This window comes from Chitinibacter sp. FCG-7 (genome assembly GCF_040047665.1).
In the GTDB taxonomy this organism is placed as follows: Bacteria; Pseudomonadota; Gammaproteobacteria; order Burkholderiales; family Chitinibacteraceae; genus Chitinibacter; species Chitinibacter mangrovi.
Window position 1 is genome coordinate 2,238,811 of sequence record NZ_CP157355.1, and the last position, 20,410, is coordinate 2,259,220.

Below are 20,410 nucleotides of genomic sequence, written 5' to 3' on the forward strand. Positions count from 1 at the left end.
AGGTTCGGATCAACAGGTATTGAGAACATCACCGCTGACTACAGGGTATTGCCATGTACAGCAATATAGTATTGCTCTAGGTGCGTATACCCTATCTACCCATGCCGCCCACCTGCTGGGCTAGGTAGGTGGCGTAGTTATCGGTCATGCCGCCGATAAAATCGAGGACGCGGCGGTAGGTTTCGTAGAGTGGCCAGTCTTTTTTCGGCGCATTATATTCCATCAGATCAAGTACGCGTTTCATCCGGAATGGCATGTGCGGGCTGACTTTCAGCTCGTATGAGGCTTTGCAGAAGGCGTCGAGCAGGATGTCGAGGCAGGTGAAGGAGCCGACCTCAATTTCAATCTTTCTCCGCTCGTTGAAAATCCGGTCACGTGCCAGCTGTTTGGCCTCATTGATGCCCTGGCGCATGGTGTACGGGCAATCGTTAAGCAGGTCGCCCTGATACGAGCCATCCATCAGACGCTGGTAATGCGCCATAAAGGTGTTGGCCACCTCGCGTACGCAGCGATCAATCGCCTTGCCGCGCAGTAGCGAGATTTTGCGCCGATTGGACGGGGCGGCGGCCACTTCCAGCTCGAGCAGGCTGCGCTCGCCGCCGCAAATCTTCATCAGTAGCGGCTCGACGGTTTCATACGGCAGCATGCCGATTTCAATGCCGTCTTCCAGATCAAGGATTGCGTAGCAGATGTCGTCCGCTGCTTCCATCAGATACGACAATGGATGGCGCGCCCATTTGCCCGGTGCCAGCTCGGGCAGGCCCAGCGTTTGCGCCACTTGCTGCAATATCTCGCGTTCGGATTCATAGCAACTGAATTTGCCTTTGCCACCCGCGTATTCGCTGCTCCACGGGTATTTCAGCGTGGTGCCCAGCGTGGCGTAGGTGAGGCGCAGGCCGCCTTCAAAGCGGTGATTTTCCAGCTGAGTGATAATGCGAAAACCCTGCGCATTGCCTTCATAAGTCACCAGATCGCGTCGCTCGGACGGGCTGAGATTCTGCATCAGGTAGGCGTGCTCAGGGCGGCGAAACCAGTCGCGAATCGCGTATTCACCCGCGTGGCCAAACGGCGGATTGCCAATGTCGTGCGCCAGACACGCTGCCTGTACAATGCCGCCCAGATCATACGGCGTAATAGACGCAGGCAATTCACCTTGTAAACGTTCTCCGATCATGACACCCAGGCTGCGCCCCACGCAGGCGACTTCAATGCTGTGCGTCAGGCGTGTGTGTACATGATCATTCTCGGTCATCGGGTGGACTTGCGTTTTGCGCCCCATGCGGCGAAACGGCGAGCAGAACACGATGCGGTCGTGGTCTTTGTGATAATTGCTGCGGCCAGTCTCAATGTCTGCAGCGCCGTCTTCGGTGATGCCCAGACGCTGGGCGCTGAGTAATTGTTGCCAGTTCATGCTCATCGGGCTGCTCGCTGTTGTTGCAGATAAGTAATCATGTCGCTCAGAATCAGCGGCTTGCTGTAGAAAAAGCCCTGAATCACATCGCAGTGATATTGCTCGAGCAGCGCTTTTTCAGCGGCTTGTTCGACGCCCTCGGCGGTGACTTGCAGCCTGAGTCGGTGCGCCAGCTCGATGATGCTTTCCACAATCGCCCGGTCGTCTTCCTGTTCAGTCAGGTGCATGATAAAACTGCGGTCGATTTTCAGCTCGTCAATCGGCAGGCGTTTCAGGTAGGACAGCGAGGAATAGCCGGTGCCAAAATCATCCAGCGCCAGCTGGCAGCCCATGTCCTTGATGTGTTCCAGCTGCCGCAGCGCCATATCGAATTCTTCGATCACCGCCGATTCGGTAATCTCGAAAATCACTTTTTCGGCCGGAACACCCCAGACGGCCAGCGCGTTGGAAATAAAGCCAGCCAGATGCGGATCGCGCAGATTATTGGGTGCCAGATTAATGCCCAGCGATCCGGTGTAGCCGTGCTGGCGCAACTGGGCAAAATTGCGCAGCGCAGTTTGAATCACCCATTGCGACAGTCTGTCCATCAGGCCCAGATGTTCGGCCACGCTGATAATCTCGTACGGCGAGATGCTGCCCAGCAGTTCGTTTTCCCAGCGCAGCAGCACTTCCAGCCCGGTTACTTGCTGGCTGGCCAACTCGATTTTGGGCTGGAAAGCCAGATGAAACTTGTTCTGCTGCAAGGCTTCGCGCAGCGGCGCTTCCAGCCGCGCCAGCTGTTGTCCGAGCCAGTCGCGATCCGGGTCGTAAATGCCGATGTGCTCGTGGGCAAACTGGTGTGCCGCAATTTTGGCCGCATCAATCAGCGTTTCGCCATCGCTGCCGTGATCGGGTGCGAGCGCAATGCCGATTTGCGGATACAGTCTTTGCTCGTCTGTGGGCGCATCCATCAGCACCTGCTGTGCGCGGTGGGCGGCCAGCATGGCGTGGCTGACGCCGCTGAGCTGATTGAGCAGCAATAGCGCGCTGTGCGAATCGAGCTGGAATAGATAATCGCCCGTCCGGACTACACTGTGCAGCCGCGTGAGCATCAGTTCCAGCAAGCGCTCGCGGTAATGCCCAGGATGCAGATGGCGCAGCTCCAGATAGATGACGGCAGTTTTTTTGTCCTGATCGGTCTGGCTTAGCCCTTCGGCAATCAGTTCGTCGAGTAAATGCCTAGGGGTGGTCATTAGCGCAGCAGGAGCAGGGCGCGTCGGCATGGTCTTACTCCAGGAAGTATTCGCGTGGATCGATATTGTAGGCTCCGCGCGATAATTCGCGCCGAAGCGAGATCGGCAGGCCATTGGGTCCGGCCGGATTGGTGATCAAATCCAGTGTGTGGGGTTTGGCATAGGGTTTTTTATCGCTACCCAGAATGATCATTAGCTTGGGTTTGAGTCTGCGTACCCGGTTCTGGCCGATCACAATGCCGACTTCGCCCGTGGATAATTCCACCAGCGTGCCGACGTGGAAAATCCCGATGCACTGGGCAAATTGCTCGACTAGTGCCGGGTGAAAGTACTTTTCGCTCCATTTATAGAGCAGTTGCAGCGCTTCATGCGCAGGCTTGGCGTCCGAATAGCTGCGCTCGCTGGTCAGCGCCGTGAAGCAATCGACAATCCCGGCCATGCTGCCAAAAATGCCGATTTCTTCGGCTTTCAAGGCGTTCGGATAGCCGCTGCCATCGTAGCGTTCGTGGTGGCGCGCCACCATGTCGATCACGTCAATGGGTACCGCGTCCATCTGACCCAGAATATCCAGACTGTGCTGCACATGCGTTTTCATCAGCATGAATTCGCCCTGGGTATAGCGGCCGGTGCGGCTGAGTAATTCGGCCGGTAGCCGTACCTTGCCAATATCGAGCATCAGCCCGGCCAGCCCGAGCTTTTTCAGCTCCTCAACCGGATAGCCCAAATGACGGCCAAAGGCGAGCAGGTAGACGGCATTGTCAATGGCGTGCGAGTAGCTGTATTGGTCGCGATCTTTCAGCTGGGTGAGTAGCAGTAGGGCATTGGGGTTGCGGATGATGGAGTCGACCAGATCGGCGACCACCACATTGGCGTCATCAAGGCTGGGGTGTAAATCCTGCTGCACCGATTCGATCATGCTCTGCATGAAATCGCGCGAGGCTTTGTGGATGGCTTGCGCTTTGGGCAGCTCGATTTCGACTTGCTCTTCCTGCTCGTACAGGATGATCGGTATTTCTACCCGGCGTGAGCTCGGGCCTGGCTTGCTGCCGGACGAAAACAGCGCGGAAAAAAGTCGCCGCAGTTCTTTTAAGACATTGATGCGCTCGCGGCGTTCTTTTTCTTCGACCGGAGACTGAATCAGCGCACTCAGCGCTGGGGTATCAAATCCGGTGGGTATCTGGCTGTGGCTGTTGGATAAGTAGATCCAGTTGGACATACCCCCTGATGATCGATTCAGATCAACCGTGACATATTCGCAATGCTCGCGCAATTGTTCAAGCTGCTGCTGGGTTTCGATTAGAAAGCCTTGCAGCAAAAAGGGCGTATCCAGCCAGGGCCTGTCCAGCTCGGTGACGTAGAGCCCCGCTTTTAAATCAAGAACGTGAACACGAGTTTCCAAGATGGGCGCCAATTAATGAAGAAAAATAATGCCACTGGCGTGACGCCTGCATATACGCCACCCAAGCAAAGCCTTATTTTAGGCCAACTCATGCTTGAGTGGCGATGACCCAAATCTATTTTTGCTGTAAATCCGTGTGTGGGTGCGTTTAGTGCAGATCGGGCGAGCAAATTTTCCCCCCCTTGGCGCGTGGTAGTTTGCTAAAATGGCGCGGCTTTTTCGTGAGGATAATCATGGCGCTGCTAGAGATTCGGGATGTCGTTAAACGCTTCGGTGATTTTACGGCGGTCAACCACGTTAGCCTCTCGGTTGAGGCGGGCGAATTTTTTACATTATTGGGGCCATCCGGTTGCGGCAAAACCACATTGCTGCGCATGCTGGCTGGTTTCGAGCAGCCCGATTCGGGCGAGATTGTCCTCGATGGCGTCAATGTCGCCGCTGTGCCACCGGAAAAACGCCCGGTACATACTGTATTTCAGAATTACGCGCTGTTTCCGCACATGACGGTGGCGCAGAATATCGCCTTCCCGCTGAAAATGGCGAATGTCGCCGCCGACGAAATCAAAACCCGCGTGACCGAAGTGCTGGAAGACGTTCGTCTTAGTCAGTTTGCCACGCGTTATCCGAATGAGCTTTCCGGCGGTCAGCGCCAGCGTGTCGCCATTGCGCGCGCGCTGGTCAATCGCCCGCGTCTGCTTCTGCTCGACGAGCCGCTATCGGCGCTGGACGCCAAATTGCGCGAAGAAATGCAGATCGAATTGATCAATCTGCAAAAAGAAGTTGGCATTACCTTTGTTTATGTTACGCACGATCAGGGCGAAGCCTTGGCGTTGTCGCACCGCATTGCGGTGATGAACAAGGGCGAAGTGGCGCAGCTGGACGCGCCGGAAACGATTTACAGCTACCCAAAAAGCCGTTTTGTCGCCGACTTTATCGGCCAGTGCAACCTGCTTGATGCGACAGTGAAATCGATCAGCAGCGACCGGATGCAGATTGAAATTGCCGGCGTCGGTATTGCTGAAACCTTGCCCGTGGCGGGCGCACAAGTGGGGCAAGGTGGTTGCCTGACCGTGCGGCCAGAAAAAATCAAACTCGGCGCGACGTTGCCAAGTGACGACGCCGACGAAGTGCATTTCAAAGGCAAGGTGCACGATTGCCTGTATCTGGGCGATGTGACGATTTATATCGTCGAGCTGGATAACGGCATGCTGGTGGAAACCATGCTGCCGAATTCTGCACCGGGTCGGGCGAAATTCTTTGATGACAATGATCTGGTTGAGTTGGCGTGGCGCTTTGACGCTGGCCATTTCATCTTGGCCTAAGGACGGGCGGTCATGTCGAAAAGCAACCGAATTAATAAGTGGCTCATTTCCGGGCCACCGCTGCTCTATCTGATTATTTTCTTTGCGATTCCATCGCTGATCATGGCTTTCGCGGCGTTTCGTTTTCCTGAGGATTACGGTGGCTTGCTGCCGCTGATCGGTGTGAACCCGGACACGGGCGCGAACGAGCTGCTGGTGAATGCGCAAAACTGGCGCGATTACCTGACGTTTGAAAACTTCGGCCTGTTTTTTACCGACTCGATTTATGTCGAGCTGTTTGCCAAATCGTTCTGGTACGCCGGGATTACCACGCTGATTTGTCTGGCGATGGCGTATCCGCTGGCGTGGCTGATTGCGCGTAGCCCGAAAAAATACCGTGATCTGATGATCCTGCTGGTGATTTTGCCGTTCTGGAGTAACTTCCTGATCCGCGTTTACGCGTGGATGATTATTCTGGGCCCGCAGGGCTATTTCAGTATGGCGATTAATCAGGCGCTGGGCCTGATCGGCATTGGCCCGGTGCAACTGATGTTTAGCCATGTGGCAGTGATTATTGTGCTGGTGTATGTGCACCTGCCGTTTATGGTGCTGCCGCTGTACGCCAATCTGGAAAAGCACGATATGGCGCTACTTGATGCCGCACAAGACCTGGGGGCATCGGGCTGGCAGCGTTTCTGGAAGATCACTTGGCCGCTATCCCTCCCGGGGGTATGGGCAGGTGCAGCCTTGGTGTTTATTCCGGCGCTGGGCATGTTTGCCGTGCCCGATCTGGTGGGCGGCACCGACGGAATCATGATTGGTAACTTAATTAAGCAGCAGTTCCTCGATAGTCGCGACTGGCCGTTTGGCTCGGTGCTGTCGATTATGCTGACGCTGGCGGTATTGCTACTGGCCGGTATGGCTGCGTTGATTGGTCGGGGAGGCAAGCGCAATGCACTCTAAACAATCCAAATGGCTCTGGGCCGCAGCGCTGTTGGCCTATGCATTTCTGTACGTACCGCTGATTATTGTCGTGGTGTACTCATTTAATGATTCCAAGCTCAATGCCGAGTGGGTAGGCTTTACCTTTAAATGGTACGACATGCTATTCAAGAATGAGCAGATGCTGGTCGCGGCGCGCAACTCACTGCTGATTGCGATTGTCACCAGTGTGTGCGCGACGGTGCTGGGCACGCTGGCTGGACTGGCGATGCATAAATACAAGCTGCGCCTGTTGCCGCTGCTGGTGCTGACGCCGATTGCGATTCCCGAGATTTTGATGGGCGTCTCTTTGCTGATCTTCTTCGTGATGCTCAATATGACGCTGGGTCTGGTCTCGGTGGCGCTGGCGCATATCGCATTTTGTATCGGCTTTGTCGCTATTGTCGTTCGCTCGCGCCTGCAGGGGATGGACGAATCGCTGGTTGAGGCCGCGCGTGATCTGGGTGCGACGCCAGTGCAGGCCTTCCGTCTGGTGACGATGCCGCTGATTATGCCGGGGATTATTGCTGGCGCGCTGATGGCCTTTACGCTGTCGATTGACGATTTCGTGATTACCTTCTTTACCGCGGGCGCGGGGGCATCGACGCTGCCATTGCAGATTTATTCAATGATCCGCATCGCCGTGACGCCGGAAGTGAACGCGGTCTCCACCTTGCTGATGGTACTGACATTGTGCCTGATTCTGTTGGCGAGCAAATTGGCGCCCAGTGCGCTGCGTGCCGAGTAAGTGACTGATCTGGCAATAAAAAGCAGCGCCTCGGCGCTGCTTTTTATTGGGTGTCGGAAAAACACACAAGGGATCACAATTGAAAAGCCCGGCCGGGTTTTCATGGCATAATTCTGGGCTCTTGGGGTAGCCCAGATTCAATTTTCCATCCAAATAATGGTGACCAAATGAAGAAAGTATTATTGGCCTTGATGCTGGCTGCCGGTACGGTTCATACCGCCCAGGCTGAAGATGTGCTGCACCTGTACAACTGGAATAATTATATTGCCCCGGAAACCGTCAAGAATTTTGAGAAAAGCTGCAAATGCCGCGTAGTGCAAGACTACTACGGCGCAATGGAAGAAATGCTGGCCAAGCTGGCAGCCGGTGCCAAAGGCTATGACGTTGTGATTCCGACCGGCTTTGCGATTCCGCCGATGATCAAGCAGAACCTGCTGCAGCCATTGGACAAAAGCAAACTGGCAAACGCCAAAAATGTCAGCCCGGCCTTTATGAATACCCAGTTTGATCAGGGTAATAAATACTCTCTGCCATATTCATTCAGTACCACGCTGGTTGGCTACAACGACAAAAAAATCAAAGAGCTGGGAATCAACCCGTCTTCATGGGCGATTATTTTTGACCCGGCCGTGCTGGCTAAAATCAAAGGCAAGGTCACTGTGCTGGACGACAGCCGTGAAGTCTTTGCGGCCGCGCTGATGTATAACGGCTACTCGGCCAATTCGACCAAGCCGGAAGAGTGGAAAAAAGCGCAGGCAACCATTATCAAAGCCAAGCCATTCTGGGCGGCATTCAATGGTCAGAGCTATATCAAGGAGCTGACGCTGGGCAATATCTGGGTAGCGCACGGCTATTCGAGCGATATGTTCCAGGCCAATATCGACGCCAAAGCGGCCAAACGTAATTTTGGTGTGGCGTATGGCCTGCAAAAAGAAGGCAATACCTTGTCGCTCGATAGCATGGTGGTGCTCAAAACTGCCCCGCGCCCTGATCTGGCCGCCAAGTTTGTCAACTTTATGCTCGATGGTAAAAACGCGTCCGAGCTGACCAATATGATTGGTACGGGTACACCGAATGCGGCAGCTGCACCGTTCGTGAAGCCGGAAATGAAGCAGAACTCGGCGGTCTTCCCATCGGCCGAGCAGATGAAGAAATTGCAGCAGTTGACTGCACTGGAAGGCAAAGCACTGCGCGATTTGAACCGGATGTGGACTCAAGTTAAAACGGCCAAGTAATCGGCAAAGAGCGGGGGCGAAAGCCCCCGTTTTTACTGAAATCCCTTGGGATTGTCGATGCCGGGTTGGCTGGCTGAATGCTGGCATCTATGGCGGTATCATTCGCTTTGGGATGGATTTCAGCCCTAACTGGTCTCAGATCACCGTCAGCACAAACGGAATTCATAGGAATTCATCAAGCCAACTTCAACCGCCCCTATGCCCCGTCTTACTCCGATCCGTTATCTGGCACGCCAGGCTGAACCGACCCGCATTTCGCCGTTTTTTGTGCTGGTGTCGCTGTTGGTGGTGCTGATTGTCAGCCTGTTCCCGTTTAGCAATTGGCGCTTTACTGGCGAGCCGGTATTGGCGTTTTTCAGCTATCCGCTGCCGTATTACGCCACCGTTTTTGACAATGCGATTAATGTGCTGGCCTATATTCCGCTCGGGTTTGGTCTGGTGCTGATGTTCCGGCGACGCATGTTGGCCTCGCTGCTGGCTTTACTCTGCTGCGCGCTGGTTTCATCGGGCGTCGAGTTTTTGCAGCAATTTCTGCCCGGGCGTGTGGCGTCCAATCTGGATATTCTGAGTAATACGCTGGGTGGTGCGATAGGAGTGGTGATCGGTCTGATTTTGCGCAGCCGCCGCTGGGTACATCGCTGGCTGATTTTCCGACATGAATATCTGGCCACAGGCCGGGTGATGGAGTGGGGGCTGGTCTGGCTGGTGCTGTGGTTTGTGTCGCAGCTTGACCCGACGCAGCCTTATCTGGGCGTCGTGGTCGAGCCGCGTGGCTTACCACAGCCCTTTGTTGCGCCAATGGCTGATGCGGCGCTATTTCTACGCTTGCTCGAAGCGGGCGGCATGATGCTCAACCTGGCGGGGGTGGGCCTGTATGTGTCGGTGCTGCTGGCGTACGGGCGCGATATTCCGCGCGTGATCAGTCTGGTACTAGGCCTCGCGCTGGCGCTGAAAATGGCTTTTGCCGGCATGCTGCTCAAACCCGAGCAGTTTTTTGTCTGGCTTAATCTGAATATCGTGCTGGGCGGGCTGTGTGGCAGCTTGATTTTGCTGGCTGCCTGGACTTTACGGCGGCGCTATCGGGCAATTTTGGCGGTCGCCTGCCTCAGTCTGGCGACGGTGGTGAGCATGATCTGGCCATTAAGCCCGCAACTATCGGCCACTCTGCCGCTGTTCAAGTGGCAGTACGGGCATTTACAGCACTTTAGCGGGCTGGCTCAGGTGATTGGCGATATCTGGCCGTTTGGTGCACTGGCCTTGCTGATCTGCTTTTTGCTCGGCGACTCGGGGGCCAACGAGTAGGGCTGCGCGTTCTGTGTCATGCCTTTCAAGGTGGTGTACCTGCCGCCCAAACCCCCTGATTCCTGCTTGAAGCCTTGTGCTGTTTTTCCCTCTGTCCTTCTTGGATTTGCTTGCTAGGGTATTGCTCTGCAGAATATATCCAGATTAAGTTGCAGGCCTATACTCTATTCGGGCTGCACTTGAAGGGGTACGGCAGGATTGTTAAATTGGCCGGCGGTCAGCAGCTTCTGATACATCAGCGGGTCATGCCATTCCTGCTGGCATTGCGCCGAGAATTCAATATCCTGCAGCGCGATCAGCCCCATTCTGGGGTTGTAGGCGTCTTCGCGGAAAGCCTGTGCGTAGCCGGTGTCGGTTTCGTGCGCAATAATTGAATGCAAACGCACGTCGGCTTCGCCGTTGGCCATAATGGTTTGCGCCAGAATCTGGTCAATGACGACGAAAAACAGGCGGGCAAATTGCTCGGCAGACGGCGAAACCGGCATGGAAATCCAGCGAGCCGAAAACTGTTTGCACAGCCGGATGTATTCGGCGTCATCACGATCCCAGAAACACACGGCATGATCAAAAGCGTCGATCACATCGCGTATCGTGCCCTTCATCAGGCCAAAGTCATAAACCATCTGCCCGTGATCGAGTGCGGTGGCTTCCAGCAACACTTCCACCTTATAGCTGTGGCCGTGAATCGACGTGCGGCAGCGCTCGGAAGAGCAGTTGCGCACGATGTGGGCATTTTCAAATTTAAACAGTTTACGAATCAGCATTTTTCATTTCCAAGCTTGAGGCACGGTTTTATCAGATGCTCCGGATTCGGGCAAGCCGAGATTGTCCTAGGGTCGGTTGACGATGGATTTGCCATTGCGCTGGAGCGAATTTTTCGATGAAGCCAGGTGTAGATCGCGATGTATATATACATGCGAGAGATGGGCACTAGGCTCTGTGGACGTTTGGTTTACGGTCGCGCTGGCGCGATTTTCGCGGCGAATCAAGGCGTTTTGTGCGACACATAGCCAGCTATGTGAGCACGGAACAACGCAGAGTCGCCGCGAAAAGCGTCCAGCCCAGAGGGTTTGGCCGTTTTTGGCCTGACACTGCGTTGCAAAACCTTCACATAGAATGACTATGTATCAGGCTTTGCTCCTTGTTTCAGGCCAAAACCAGCACAAACGCGACTCGCAAACCAAACGTCCACAGAGCCTAACGCTCTGGCTATTTTTCCTTGCTGATTCATCGGCGAGCCAGGCGATGTGCGTAGGACCAGCGATAGGGTGATGGCGTGAGAATTTCATCATTTTCTAATACCACTATGCTGACAGCCATTTTGACGTATAAGTAGAAACCCTAGGGAAAGCAAAAGAGAAAGTTTCCAGTAAATTTTAATTTTGCTGCCGTGAAGGGCCATCAGGCCGCGCTGGTGAAGCGGATTGAAAGTGTCTTTTTTTTAATTAAATTTTCGCTTGAAACTACCTGTTTTTTTCTGTCTATCCTACATCAGATGATGCTAATGATGTATTGCAGCATTTTTTATGCTGCAATAAAACCTATAAAAATCATTAAATTGCCGATTTTATGTTGCGCTGCAACATTTGTTGTTGATGGGTTTGATTCTGATTTTGTAGTCGGATGAAATTTTGCTACGTGCAGTACTTCACAGTCGAAAAATGGGGTGTTGACAAGAAAAACGGCATGGTGATTAATCATTCTCACTGGTACTGGTTTGCTTTTTGGTGAACAGGTCTAGCGTAGAGAATCACCCAATTCTTACAAAAGGGTGACAAGCAGGCGCCTAGCAGTCAAGACCACTTAACTCCTAGCGTCAATGCCATTTATAAATCGGAGGAGACTTTAATGTCCCGTATTAATCGTCTTGCACTTGCTGCTATGCCAGTCGCAATGTTCGCTGCTTATGCTTATGCAGCGCCTGCGTGGCAAGAAGGCACTACCTACAGCGCTGGCACGGTTGTGAGCCACAAAGGCAGTGATTACTCTGCTTTGGTGACACACACTGCCTATGTTGGTGCTGGCTGGACCCCTGATACCACACCAACACTGTGGAAACTGGTTGGCGCTGCGACGGCAACTGCTACACCACAAGCGACTGTTGCGCCAACGGCTACGCCAGTAGGCCCAACTGCAGCCCCAACAGCGGCTCCTACTGCAACGCCAGTAGGCCCAGTGGCCGGTTGTGACAATGTGGCTGCCTGGAATGCAACGACTGCCTACACTGGCGCTCAGGTTGTTGCTTATAACGGCAAAAAATTCTCTGCAAAATGGTGGACGCAAGGCCAGGCGCCTTCTGCTGCTGACCAGTGGGGCCCTTGGAAATATGAAGGCGAGTGCAGCACTACAAACGCAACGCCAACACCAACCGCTTCGCCTGTTGTAACTGCGACGCCAACGGCCAAACCAACGGCAACACCAGTTGTAACTCCAACTGCAACACCAGTTGTGACGCCTACAGCGACGCCAGTTGGCCCAACGCCAACACCAACGATCAAACCAACGGCAACGCCAGTTGTAACTCCAACTGCAACGCCAGTTGTGACGCCTACAGCGACACCAGTTGGCCCAACACCTACACCAACAGCGACACCTCCAGTAGTTGGCGGCCAAGATCAGTGCCGTCCAACAGGCTTGGTGTCTGAAGTTGCGAACGTGCCATACTGTGATGCTTACGACGCAGCTGGTCGTGAAAAACTGGCCAATGGCATGAAACGCCGCAGTATCGGTTACTTCACTAGCTGGCGTAATGGCGCCAACGGTCAGCCTGCATACTTGGCTGCCGATGTGCCTTGGAACGACATCACTCACGTGAACTACGCATTTGCGCATATCGACCAGAACTGGAAAGTATCAGTTGGTGCTGATAGCCCAAGCAATGCTGCAACTGGCATGAACTGGGATTCTAAAGGTCCTAAATACGCACTGGATCCAAGCCTGCCATACAAAGGTCACTTCAATATGCTGAATAAGCACGCTGACGCTAAAGGCGTTAAGCTGTTGCTGTCAGTAGGTGGCTGGGCTGAAACCGGCGGTTACTTCGGTGAAGATGGCAAACGCGTTGCTAGCGGTGGCTTCTACTCGCTGACTGTGGACGAAGTAACTGGTGCAGTTCGTCAAGACCGCATCGACACCTTCGCGAAATCAGCTGCTGAATTCGTGGTGAAATACGGCCTGAACGGTATCGATATCGACTACGAATACCCAACTTCAATGTCTGACGCTGGTAGCCCAGACGATTGGAAGATCGCGAACAAACATCGCGGCAAGTTGTGGGACGGCTACATGGCTTTGATGAAGACTCTGCGTCTGGAGTTGGATAAAGCCGCTGCTGCTCAAGGCAAATACTATATGCTGACGATTGCTTCTCCTTCGTCTGGCTACCTGCTGCGTGGTTTCGAAGGCTTCCAAGCCCTCAAATACCTCGACTACGTCAACATCATGAGCTATGACTTGCATGGCGCATGGAATCACTTCGTAGGTCACAATGCAGCGCTGTACGATACTGGTAAAGACAGCGAAATCGCTGATGCCAAGATCTACGACACTGCAGGTGATGGCAAGTACTACAACGCTCAGGGTTACCTGAACATCGACTGGTCATACAAATACTTCCGCACTGCATTAGCAGGTGGTCGTATCAATATCGGTCTGCCTTACTACACTCGCGGCTGGCAAAACGTAACTGGCGGTACTAATGGTCTGTGGGGTACTGCAGCTGTTGCCGATCAGAAAACTTGCTACACCGGCACTGGCGGCAACCTAGGTTCAGACGCTTTGAGCCCGAAAGCTGGCGCTCCATGCGGCTTTGGTGCACAAGGTATCGACAATCTGTGGTTTGACGTTGGCGCTGATGGTAAAGAAATGTTTGCCGGTGCTAACCCGCTGTGGCACGCCAACAACTTGCGTGATGGCTTGCCAACACCATACGTTGGTATCTATGGCCATGACCTGAGCAAGCCTGAATCTAAAGTTCGTGGCATTTACGTAGAAAACTACGATGACATCGCTCAGTCTTCTTGGTTGTGGAACCCAACGACCAAAGTGTTCTTGTCGACTGAAAATGAAAAATCGTTCAAAGCGAAAGTTCAGTACGCAATCGATCAAGGCGCTGGCGGTATCATGTTCTGGGAGCTGGCAGGTGACTACAGCACACCAGCACAGAATGGTCTGGGTCACTACTACTTCGGTAGCACGCTGACTTCACTGGCCGGCACGATGCTGAAAAATGCAACGCCATACGGTATCAAAGCAGGCGACGAAGCTTTCGTTCAGCCAGCTGAGACACTGGATGTATCAGTAGACTTGGTTGGTTTCTTGCCAAAAGGTGAAGATAACTACCCAATCCAGATCGGTTTGAAATTGAAAAACAATTCAAATGTTGATCTGACTGGTGCGAAAGTTGCGTTCGACGTAGCGCCATCAACTCCGCTGACTTCATCAACAGTTGAGTTCTTGAAACCATACGCTCCACCAGCGGGTAAAGGTATCGAGAATCTGGTTGATATCTACAGTGGTGGTACTTGGTCTGCAACAGTGGCTTCTAACAAAGTCGGTAACGTAGGTGGTCTGCCAAATGCCTTCCATCGTCCAGCTTACCAACTGAAGCAAGGCACTGTAGGTACAACGTGGGGTGTAACTGACTTCGGTCCAGGTAAAACCATCACCATTGGTATGCGTATTTTCATGCCAATGCCAGTACCAACCAACGTAACTCTGACTCTGCCAAACGGCAAAGTATACGGAGTTAAACGCTAAGACTTTACTCGCTCTGTCTTAGGACTAGTGAGTCAAGCCTGATCAAAACGCCGCGATTGATTCGCGGCGTTTTTTTATGCCTGTGTTGCTCAGGTGAGCCGCGCCGTCGATGGCTAAAGCAATAATATGTAGCTGCCTTTGCTACCGTGTTCTTTGCCGGGCTGCACTCAGCTCTGGCGATGATTTCCCCTCTGTGTAACCCGCACAGCCTCGTTGTTCTCCGGTCCGAAGAATGGATTCTCTGTTGCTGGTATTGCGCCTTGCCCAGGTCAAATGCCAATCGCATTCTGCATGATGATTTCTGGTGTGATGTAACTGAATGAATGATGCTTCTTCATTGATTTCAAGTCGATGGCCTGCGTGTAGCAGTGATCACTGGCAGAGCGATGGCTGATTTCTGTCCGGTGTCTGGCCTGTCTGTATGTCATTGCGGGTCTGATGGAAGTTTGTTGCATTGGGTAATACCACTTGCTGACGAAAAATATCTGATTTAATTCCGGGTGGTTTTTTTATGTAAGCGGAGAAAGCTTTCCGGGTTGAAAATTTTTGGTCAATTATTTGAAAGTATATTTTTTGACCAACATTTTGAAAAATCGCATGGACAACACAAAATCAGCAAAATTTTTGTGTAGTTTATCGACTATTAACTACATAACAAAACAGAATTTGTTACATAATCATGCGCTAATGTTGCGATGCAATATCTATATACGCTATTTAAAATGGGGGTTTTTGTGATTTAGTCGGCAATGTTTGTGCGTCGCACAATGGTGGGATTTATGTAGTTTGTAGTATTTCTCCCTAGTGCCCAGCTTCTTTTTGCGGGGGGCAAAAAAAATGAAAAAAAGGGTGTTGACAAGGAAAACGCTTTGGAGATTAATAGACACCAACGCAGCTCGATACCGATTGAGAGGCGATGGATAGATGGCTCGAATCAGTAAATACTTTCAAATAACTGACGAGTTGCCTGATCTGGTTAGTACCAATTGCATTGCGCGAGTGATGCCAAATAAATGAGGATGGAGACCCTTTATGTCGCACTTTAATCGTTTTGCTGTAGCTGCAATCCCTGCTGCCATGATGGCAGTTGCTAGCTTCTCTTATGCAGCTGATGCATGGAAAGAAGGCACTACCTACAATGCTGGCGCAGTAGTTTCTTACTCTGGTAAAGACTACCAAGCTCTGGTAACTCACACAGCTTATGTTGGTGCAAACTGGAATCCAGCTGCTACCCCAACGCTGTGGAAAGCAGTTTCTGGCTCTAGCGTGACTCCAGCTCCGACTGTTGCGCCAACTCCAACACCAGTTGGCAGCGCAACACCAACAGTTGCTCCTACTGTTGCGCCAACCGCTGCACCTACAGTAGCGCCAACAACTGGCCCAGTAGCAGGTTGTGACAATGCTGAAGCTTGGAATGCAACTGCTGCCTACACTGGCGGTAAAGTTGTTTCATACAACGGCAAAAAATTCTCTGCTAAATGGTGGACACAAGGTCAAGCGCCTTCTGCAACTGACCAGTGGGGCCCATGGAAACTTGAAGGCGATTGCGGCCCAGCTGCAACTGCCGTACCAACTGCTGAGCCAACACCAGTTGGTCAGACACCAGCGCCAACTGCAGTTCCAACTGTAGCGCCAACACAAGCACCAACGCCAACACCATTGGCTACTCTGGCTCCAGGCCAAGAAGTACCAGCACCATCTTCTGCGCAAGTGGGTTCTTACTTCACGCAGTGGGGCGTGTATGGCCGTGACTACCAAGTCGCTGACATCATCAGCTCTGGTGCAGCTGCTCACCTGACCTTCATCAACTACGCTTTCGGTAACATCTACGAGAAAAACGGCGGCTACGAGTGCGGTATCGTTAACAAACTCGAACCAGGTGCAACTGATGCGAACGCACCAGGCGCTGGTACTGGTGGCGATGCTTGGGCTGACTTTGGTTTGACTGCTAAACGTCGTGTTGATGCTTCTGATGCGATCAAGTGGGACGACAAACTGGCGGGTAACTTCCGTGAATTCCAAGCCTACAAGAAAAAATATCCTAACACCAAACTGTTCATCTCTCTGGGTGGCTGGACTTGGTCTAAGTGGTTCTCTAAAGCGGCTGCAACGGATGGCTTGCGTAAACAACTGGTTAAATCGTGTATCGACATCTACCTCAAAGGCAACTTGCCAACGTTGGATGGTCGCGGTGGCCCAGGCTCTGCACCTAACATCTTCGACGGTATCGATATCGATTGGGAATTCCCAGGTGTAGTTGGCCAGCCATACAACACTGTATCGCCAGCTGACAAACAGAACTTCACATTGCTGTTGGCTGAGTTCCGCAAACAGATCGATGAGTTGGCTGCTGCGAACAAGAAAGAGTACCTGTTGACTGTGGCGATCGGTGTAGGTAAAGACAAGATCGACATGACTGAACCACGCGAGTACAGCCGTTACCTCAACTGGATTAACATGATGACTTACGACTACAACGGTGGTTGGGCTGCTCAAGGTCCTACCGACTTCCAGTCGCATCTGTACGCAGATCCAACTAACCCAACGTACAAGTGCAGCGGCAAAGCTGGCGACACTTGCTACGGTGATCGCAGCCTCGTATCGTTCTACAACACCGATGATGCAGTTAACCAACTGATCAACGCTGGCGTGAATCCGAAGAAACTGGTTCTGGGCGTGCCTAAGTATGGCCGTGGCTGGACTGGCGTGACTAACGCGAACAACGGTCTGTACCAGAAAGCGACTCAACCAGCTCGTGGTACTTACGAAGCCGGTATCGAAGACTACAAAGTACTGAAAAATGCAGCGGGTAACGTCTTTGTTCACCCAACGACCAAACAGTCTTGGAAATTCGACGGTTCTACTTTCTGGTCTTATGACACACCAGAAGTAATCGGTACTAAAGTTCAGTACGGTAAAAACAAAGGTCTGGGCGGTGTATTCAGCTGGTCTCTGGACGGCGATGACAGCAACGCAACACTGACTAAAGCAATGGGCGCAGCTAAATAAGCTGACTCACTGCTACGAAAGCCCCCTCATTTGAGGGGGCTTTTTTTATTCATACGCTCAGTTGTGACTAGGGGTATGTATTGCTAGGTATCTACCTGCTTGTCCTGCATGGCAATACATGGGTAATGTATTGAACGCGCTAAAAAGCGCTACACTGCTGATCTGTCGATGGAGCCAGCATGAGTGCCAAAATTCTAATCGTTGAAGACGATGCCCAGATTAGCGCCAATATTTATGACTTTCTGCAGGCGAGGGGCTTTATGCCTGATGCCGCGGCCAATGCGGGGATTGCACTGCATTTGCTGGCCAGCCAGCCGTTTGACCTGCTGGTGCTTGATCTGGGTTTGCCCGGCATGGGCGGCCTGAGTCTGGCGCGGCATATCCGTGCCGAGCTGGCCTTGAATCTGCCCATTTTGATCCTCACCGCCCGCGATACGCTGGCCGACAAGGAAGCCGGTTTTGACGCTGGGGCGGATGATTATCTGCTTAAGCCATTTTCGCTCAGAGAGCTGGAAATGCGCATCAAGGCGCTGCTGCGACGCGCCAACGGCCAGCTGCTGGTGCAAGCTTTGCGCTGTGGGCAGATTCTGTTTGAGCCCCATACAGGGCAGGTATTCTGGCAAGGGCAACCGCTTAAATTGCCGCCCAAAACGCAGTTGCTGCTGCAGGTCATGCTCTCGCGCCCCAATACGCTGTTTACGCGTGACCAGCTCGAGCGTGCGCTCTGGGGAGAAGCGCAGGAAAGCAGCGATCCGCTGCGTTATCACCTGTCGCAATTGCGCCGCGCCTTATCCATGCCGGATGGGCTCAGCCCGCTGCAAACCGTGCATGGCCGTGGCTATATGTTGATCGATCCGGCGGGGGAGCCGCATGCATAAAATGAGCTTGCGCCGCCGGATGACACTGGTGCTATTTATGGTTAGCTGTTGCTCGCTGCTGGCGCTGGCGGCCTCTTTGCTGATGTCGGCCGAAGAGAGCGAAGAGGCGCTGATTGACGAAGTGGTCAATACCGCGCTCAACCGGATTGAATCACAATGGCCAATACAGGGCAGCATCGTGCTGCCGCAAAATCTGGAGTTTTATCACGCCCCCATCGGGCAATTGCCGCCGGGCTTGCCGGCCGAAGTCGCCGCGCTGGCTGTGGGCAATAGTGAATATTACGAGCAGTCGCATGAATTTCATGTTGGCATTCGCGAATACGGCGGTGAGCGCCTGTACGTGCTGTATGACACCGCCCGACATGAGGAGCGATTGGCGACCATTTATCTGGGCGTTGGCGTTGCCGTAGTCGTGCTGGCTTTGTTGGCCGGGGTCATCGGGCATGTGCTGGCGGGAACCATACTCAAGCAGCTATCGGCGCTGGCGCATGCTGTCGAGCATGATTGCCCACTGCCGCTGGATGCCGCGCACGACGACGAAGTGGCCGTGCTGGCGCAGGCCATTCATGCGCACCGGCTGGAAAAAGCCCAGCTCTTGCAGCGCGAGCGCGAATTTACCGCGCACGCCAGCCATGAGTTGCGCACGCCGCTCACACGCATCCGTACCAGCGCCGAGCTACTGCGTGAATTGTCCGCTTTATCCGCTACGGATTTGCAGCGCGTGCAGCACATCGAAGCGGCAGCCGATGAAATGCAGGCCAGATTGAGCGCCTTGCTGTTTCTGGCCCGCGATCTGCACGCCAGCCAGCTGCAAAGAGTCAATCTGCATGCTGCCGTGGCTGAATCCCTGCAGCAGTTTGCCGCGCAGAAAGGCGAGATTGTGCGCAACAATTGCATCGCTGCCGAGCTGGCGATCGACGCTGACCCGGCCTTGCTGAAAATGCTGCTGGATAATCTGCTCAGCAATGCGCTGCGCTATACCCAATCCGGCCAGATTGTGATCGACTGGCAAGACGGCGTGCTGAGTATTGCCGATACCGGCGTGGGCATCGCCGACAATGATTTGCACCGTGTGCAGCATACTTTTGAGCGGGCCAGCCGTCTGCCCGATGGTTTTGGGCTGGGTTTGGCCATCGTTGGGCGCATTTGCGCTGCGATGGGCTGGGAGTGGCGGATTGATAGCCAGCCGGGGCAGGGCACCCGGGTGCAGATCGGCATTGCCGCGAAGCTCGCTCTGGAGCAAAACTGAATCAAATTCTCAAGCTAACCAACCCTAACACTACGCCCTCACAAAACCCTCACACAATCCTGCCGAAATCCTCACACGCCACTCGCTAAGCTGCCGTTTTTACTGCGGTGCGTGTGCGATGCGGCGTTTATCTCCGGCTTTTTATCTTGGACATCTGCTGTTCCCAGCGTTGCTGGCGGCCCTGTTGCTCTGGGTTTACCCGCAGCAGTGGGATCTGGCGCTCATCAGCCCTTACTACGATGGCGTGCAGCATCAGTTTGCGCTGAGAAATAACTTTTTCCTGAACGCGGTGATGCATACCGGGCTGAAAAGCGCGCTGTGGTTTATTCCGCTATCGCTGCTGGCCTTGCTGCTGTGTGCACGCTTTGGCGGGCCATTTTTTGCCAGCAGTTTGCTGCCTTATCGCCGCCGCATGATCTGGATTCTGCTCGGTTTGGCCCTGTCGGCGCTGGTGGTGCAAATCCTCAAGCGCAACAGCATTCATGCCTGCCCCTGGGATTTGAATCTGTTTGGCGGTCAGGCACCGCTATTGCCTTTGTTTGCCGATTTGCCCATCGGGCAAAGCCCCGGACGCTGCTTGCCTGGCGGTCATGCTTCGGGCGGCTTTTCACTGCTGGCTTTTTACTTTGCGCTGCGGGATGAGCAGCCGCGCTGGGCGCTGCGCAGCCTGGTACTGGCGCTGGGCTTGGGCATCGTGATGGGCTGGGGGCAAATGATGCGCGGCGCGCATTTTCTCTCGCATAACCTGTGGACACTCTGGTGGGTATGGCTGGTTCTGCTCTTGCTGTATCTGCTTTACCCGCCTATACCCCGCCAAAAAACGGCGGAAACCCCATGCTGATTGCTGCCTTGCTTAGCTGCTCTTTACCGGGTCTTAAGCTTGCCGTGGGCATAGTGTTCCGATGTC

Annotated in this window: 15 protein-coding genes; 10 read left to right on the forward strand and 5 right to left on the reverse strand. The window is 53.5% G+C overall.

The window, feature by feature from the left end; all coding sequences use genetic code 11:
• Positions 1-91 precede the first annotated feature (91 nt).
• The 3 genes from ABHF33_RS10620 to ABHF33_RS10630 are packed head-to-tail and all read right to left on the reverse strand — an operon-like array spanning position 92 to position 4,042.
• Entirely contained in the window at positions 92-1,411 is a 1,320-nt protein-coding gene (locus tag ABHF33_RS10620; RefSeq protein ID WP_348943945.1) for a deoxyguanosinetriphosphate triphosphohydrolase, read from the reverse strand.
• A gap of 2 nt (positions 1,412-1,413) precedes the next feature.
• Complete coding sequence (locus tag ABHF33_RS10625) at positions 1,414-2,673, reverse strand: putative bifunctional diguanylate cyclase/phosphodiesterase (protein WP_348943946.1); 1,260 nt, start codon at positions 2,671-2,673, stop codon at positions 1,414-1,416.
• Positions 2,674-2,677: 4 nt separating this feature from the next.
• The gene (locus ABHF33_RS10630; RefSeq protein WP_348943947.1) at positions 2,678-4,042 is read right to left on the reverse strand and encodes an HD-GYP domain-containing protein; all 1,365 of its coding nucleotides are present in this window, start codon (positions 4,040-4,042) and stop codon (positions 2,678-2,680) included.
• Between the two features lie 233 nt (positions 4,043-4,275).
• Here ABHF33_RS10630 and ABHF33_RS10635 point away from each other — a divergent pair, with 233 nt between their 5' ends.
• The 5 genes from ABHF33_RS10635 to ABHF33_RS10655 all read left to right on the forward strand — a co-directional run bounded on the left by ABHF33_RS10635 (position 4,276) and on the right by ABHF33_RS10655 (position 9,609).
• Positions 4,276-5,364, forward strand: a complete 1,089-nt coding sequence (locus ABHF33_RS10635; protein WP_348943948.1) for an ABC transporter ATP-binding protein — start codon at positions 4,276-4,278, stop codon at positions 5,362-5,364.
• 12 nt (positions 5,365-5,376) lie between these two features.
• A complete protein-coding gene (locus tag ABHF33_RS10640; protein WP_348943949.1) occupies positions 5,377-6,306 on the forward strand; it encodes an ABC transporter permease in 930 nt (309 codons plus the stop codon).
• Positions 6,296-7,072: an ABC transporter permease gene (locus ABHF33_RS10645; RefSeq protein ID WP_157314290.1), complete on the forward strand. Its 777-nt coding sequence runs from the start codon at positions 6,296-6,298 to the stop codon at positions 7,070-7,072. The genes ABHF33_RS10640 and ABHF33_RS10645 overlap by 11 nt, the downstream gene beginning before the upstream one ends.
• A 167-nt stretch (positions 7,073-7,239) precedes the next feature.
• Positions 7,240-8,307: an ABC transporter substrate-binding protein gene (locus ABHF33_RS10650; RefSeq protein ID WP_348943950.1), complete on the forward strand. Its 1,068-nt coding sequence runs from the start codon at positions 7,240-7,242 to the stop codon at positions 8,305-8,307.
• Positions 8,308-8,505: 198 nt separating this feature from the next.
• Positions 8,506-9,609 (forward strand): VanZ family protein, encoded by a 1,104-nt coding sequence (locus ABHF33_RS10655; protein ID WP_348943951.1) that lies wholly within the window; start codon positions 8,506-8,508, stop codon positions 9,607-9,609.
• Between the two features lie 164 nt (positions 9,610-9,773).
• On the opposite strand, the gene ABHF33_RS10660 is transcribed toward ABHF33_RS10655, so the two are convergent.
• Entirely contained in the window at positions 9,774-10,373 is a 600-nt protein-coding gene (locus ABHF33_RS10660) for a 6-pyruvoyl trahydropterin synthase family protein (protein WP_348943952.1), read from the reverse strand.
• Between the two features lie 1,084 nt (positions 10,374-11,457).
• On the opposite strand from ABHF33_RS10660, the gene ABHF33_RS10665 reads away from it, so the two are divergent.
• Positions 11,458-14,367, forward strand: coding sequence for a glycosyl hydrolase family 18 protein (locus ABHF33_RS10665; RefSeq protein WP_348943953.1), 2,910 nt, complete (start codon positions 11,458-11,460; stop codon positions 14,365-14,367).
• Between the two features lie 269 nt (positions 14,368-14,636).
• On the opposite strand, the gene ABHF33_RS10670 is transcribed toward ABHF33_RS10665, so the two are convergent.
• Complete coding sequence (locus tag ABHF33_RS10670; protein ID WP_348943954.1) at positions 14,637-14,795, reverse strand: hypothetical protein; 159 nt, start codon at positions 14,793-14,795, stop codon at positions 14,637-14,639.
• Positions 14,796-15,399: 604 nt separating this feature from the next.
• On the opposite strand from ABHF33_RS10670, the gene ABHF33_RS10675 reads away from it, so the two are divergent.
• From ABHF33_RS10675 to ABHF33_RS10690, 4 genes are all read left to right on the forward strand, one after another.
• A complete protein-coding gene (locus tag ABHF33_RS10675) occupies positions 15,400-17,376 on the forward strand; it encodes a glycosyl hydrolase family 18 protein (RefSeq protein WP_348943955.1) in 1,977 nt (658 codons plus the stop codon).
• A gap of 179 nt (positions 17,377-17,555) precedes the next feature.
• Complete coding sequence (locus ABHF33_RS10680; protein WP_348943956.1) at positions 17,556-18,254, forward strand: response regulator transcription factor; 699 nt, start codon at positions 17,556-17,558, stop codon at positions 18,252-18,254.
• Positions 18,247-19,503 (forward strand): sensor histidine kinase, encoded by a 1,257-nt coding sequence (locus ABHF33_RS10685; protein WP_348943957.1) that lies wholly within the window; start codon positions 18,247-18,249, stop codon positions 19,501-19,503. The genes ABHF33_RS10680 and ABHF33_RS10685 overlap by 8 nt, the downstream gene beginning before the upstream one ends.
• A 118-nt stretch (positions 19,504-19,621) precedes the next feature.
• Entirely contained in the window at positions 19,622-20,344 is a 723-nt protein-coding gene (locus ABHF33_RS10690) for a phosphatase PAP2 family protein (protein ID WP_348943958.1), read from the forward strand.
• Positions 20,345-20,410 lie beyond the last annotated feature (66 nt).